The organism is Bacteroidota bacterium (assembly GCA_034723125.1).
In the GTDB taxonomy this organism is placed as follows: domain Bacteria; phylum Bacteroidota; class Bacteroidia; order CAILMK01; family JAAYUY01; genus JAYEOP01.
Map to the genome: position 1 here is coordinate 1 of JAYEOP010000221.1, position 3,309 is coordinate 3,309.

General features: G+C 27.2%; 3 protein-coding genes. 2 read left to right on the plus strand and 1 reads right to left on the minus strand.

The annotated features are described in order from the left end of the window. Positions 1-206: 206 nt before the first annotated feature. Entirely contained in the window at positions 207-935 is a 729-nt protein-coding gene (locus U9R42_06240; GenBank protein MEA3495619.1) for a FlgO family outer membrane protein, read from the minus strand. A 114-nt stretch (positions 936-1,049) separates the two neighbouring features. Here U9R42_06240 and U9R42_06245 point away from each other — a divergent pair, with 114 nt between their 5' ends. Then, complete coding sequence (locus tag U9R42_06245) at positions 1,050-1,823, plus strand: FlgO family outer membrane protein (GenBank protein ID MEA3495620.1); 774 nt, start codon at positions 1,050-1,052, stop codon at positions 1,821-1,823. Positions 1,824-1,834: 11 nt separating this feature from the next. Further along, positions 1,835-3,049 carry a hypothetical protein gene (locus tag U9R42_06250; GenBank protein ID MEA3495621.1) on the plus strand — a complete coding sequence of 405 codons (1,215 nt, stop codon included), beginning with the start codon at positions 1,835-1,837 and terminating at the stop codon, positions 3,047-3,049. Positions 3,050-3,309 lie beyond the last annotated feature (260 nt).

Genomic DNA, 3,309 nt, shown 5'->3' on the forward strand with positions numbered 1-3,309 from the left:
CATCAACATCCTCCTAAAGTTTAAAATAAAGCCACGCGAAACGCCACTTATTGAAAGAATTTTAGCTTAACTTGATTTAAATCAAGTTGAATATGTTAATTGTTTGTTAATTTTATTTGATTAATAGTGAAATTTAAGATTAGATTTATAATTTATGATGATTCTAAAAAATACAGAGATTTTTAGTCTCTGAATTTTAAAATAATTTACTGACATCCAAGTATTTTTTTAGGTTTAACTATTTGTTTTATTTTATCTATTGTTCTATCGTATCCACACTTTCCATTGTAGCAATTACTTGGACAACCTACATAGGAACAGCCTGCATCAGAAATACTTATGGTTCTTTTAGGTATAACAAGTTTCTCTTTTTTTAAAATTTTATTATCTTTCTCACAATTTTCATATACATCGCAAGTATCTACATCTATAATTGACCTTGCTGTTGATATAATATCGCCTGTAACGTTATCAATTATCCTAATATTTAATAATATACCTTTACCAAATTTAGAATATGTACCAACTAAAACATATGTATTCTCTACTCTTTTCTTATTTAGTAACCCTATGTCTCTAGTAATAAAAAATTCACCATTTGCATTAACTCTAAGAGTTTTAGTCCCTCTAATATCAACTACATTAAATCCTCTTACATGAAGTTCATCAAACATACTTTCAGACAAATTTCTACCAAAATGTGTTGTTTTATTTAACTTATGTAAATCTACAAATGATGAAATTGCAATTTTATCTCCATTATTAATTCTGCTATTACTTAATAATTGATCAGCAATTTCATTGATACTTTCATTATATGTATCTTGAATATAAGGGTCAGTAGTCCATGTTTTGTACGCCCTATTCTGACTACATCCTGTAGTTAATAACAATAACATTATTAATAATGTTCCAATTTTAAATAAATTTTTCATTTATTGCTCCTTTATCTGTTATTATAATAAATCATTTCTTAATATTAGATTATTTAAACTAATATTAAGAAAAGTACTAGTACAATTCTTTAATTATTTAAAAAAGGATTCTACATGAGAAAGTACATTTTATTTTCAATAACTTTTTTGCTAGTATTGATACCAAATTCTATTACAGCACAAAACTTACAAACTCAAGAAAAAAATACGTATATAGTTAATGGGCACAATAATATTGATAATGCCATTACTGAATTAGCAAATAAATTGCTTCAACATAATAGACTAAATGGAACTAATGAGGAAATCACAATCACTTCTTTTGTAGATTTACATCAATTTAACAAAACAACTCATTTTGGAAGAACTATATCGGAAGCCTTTTTTAATGAATTATTTACAAGAGGCTTTAATGTAACTGACTTTAGAGGTCAAGAAACCATCTCAATAAATGCGAATGGTGAGTATTACCTTACTCGTAATATTAAACTATTAAATAAAGATATTACTAGTAGTTATGTACTTATTGGAACATATACATACTTTGAAGGTAAAATGGTATTAAATGCAAGAATATTAGATAACATGTCTGGAAAAGTTGTTGCCTCTGCACGAACAAATTATCTTACAAACGATTGTAAATTAACAAATAGTTGTAGAAAAATTAGAATAATATCTCATAATATCTCAAAAAAGAAATCACATAAATCGGATTTTGCAATTGTAGATTTTAACACTCCTAAACAGCACTTTATTAAAAATAAAAATCCTTATAAAGAAAAAGGTAAAAGAAAAGAATATAGTAGAAATATAAATAATGTAGTACAAAGTAATTATAATACTGTACAGCCAAAATCTAACCACCCGTTAGTAAATTTAATTAAATAAAAGGATAGACCATGTTTAACTTATTAGCAAAAGGAATACTTTTAGGAACCTTACTTACAACATCATTATCAGCTGATAAAGTCGTTATTTCAACAGATAATACTGGAGATTTTTTAATTGCCCCAATATATATTGCAGAAGATGATGTATGTACTGAAGTCAAGGTATTCAATACCAATACAACTTCTTCTATTTTAGCAAAAGTAGTTTTTCGTGAAAGAATAGCTTCACATGAAGTAGACCTGCCTATTTTTCTCTCACCAGGTGATGTGTGGAATGCAACAGTATGTAGAAATGTAAATGGTGTAGTATCTTTAACAAGTACAGATGATTCAAACCATCCTTCAGCAATGCAAACTTTAAAATATGGACAAAGTTTATTTGACCATAGCAATAGTTCAAACTATCGAAGAGCTGATTTTCCTAAAAGTTTTGTTGAAATTGAAGGGAAAGAATATGAAATAAAAGGTACTCAAAAAGAAAATATTGATTTTTCAAGAGGATATATTGAAGTCTTCCCAATTGCACAATTTTATGAAGGAAGTACTCAAAAAGTAGGTAAAAGAAAATTAGTAGAGAGATGGGATATGCTTGAGCGTGGCATAACTGCAATAAAGGGTCTTAGTAAGTCTGGTGTAGATAGTTATAGTTTAAGTGGATTAGTTTCATTTCAAACTAGAAAACAAGAGACATCTTCTATTCCAATGACAGCATTTAAAGGGGCTCATGATAAACAATTAAAAGGTCATGCTATAAGTTACACAACAGACGCAAATACAGAGATATTACTAGGAAAAGATAAAAAAATAGCTATTTTAAAACTATTACAAAAAGATACATTATCATTTATGTATGACAATGCTGGAGTGGATCAATATCTTAATATCCTTTTCCCTTTCAGTCATAAGGAGATGCAGTCAAGAAGATATAGAATAACTATTCGTGATATGCAAGAAAACAAATATACAATGATTTTCTCACCTATCTTGAAAATAGATAATGAACTAGTATGTTTATCTGTTGAGAATCTAATACAACTTACAAGAGATACTATTAAATTCAAAGAGGGGATGATTCAAATTACAGGACTTATGAATAATGATAAAGTTCAACTTGGAAAAGATCAAATAGCTTCAATGATTCCAACTCTTTCTAGAGTTTCTACTTTAGGAAAACAAAAAGTAGTAATAAATACAACATACATATCTGTTAAAAAAAGAGATTAGGAAAAGAAAATGAAAAATAACGCTTCAACTTTTATTAATAAAAATCTATAAATTAATTTGGGTTAAACACCAATTTATATAAAATATTGTAAACTACAAAAAATAGTAATAATGAGGTTTATATGAAGTATAGTTTAATGTTAGTTTTCATGTTCTTATTTTCTGGGTGTTATTCAACATATAACAAAGCACCATCTTATGAAAATTATGTTTTAAATAAAGTCCGAGATGCTGACTATACAAAGCCTTACGCTGATGTT

Bases quoted from the DNA above. Each gene is read 5' to 3' on its own strand.
- U9R42_06250 (MEA3495621.1), top strand. From the start codon at position 1,835: ATGTTTAACTTATTAGCAAAAGGAATACTTTTAGGAACCTTACTTACA.
- U9R42_06240 (MEA3495619.1), bottom strand. From the start codon at position 935: ATGAAAAATTTATTTAAAATTGGAACATTATTAATAATGTTATTGTTA.
- U9R42_06245 (MEA3495620.1), top strand. From the start codon at position 1,050: ATGAGAAAGTACATTTTATTTTCAATAACTTTTTTGCTAGTATTGATA.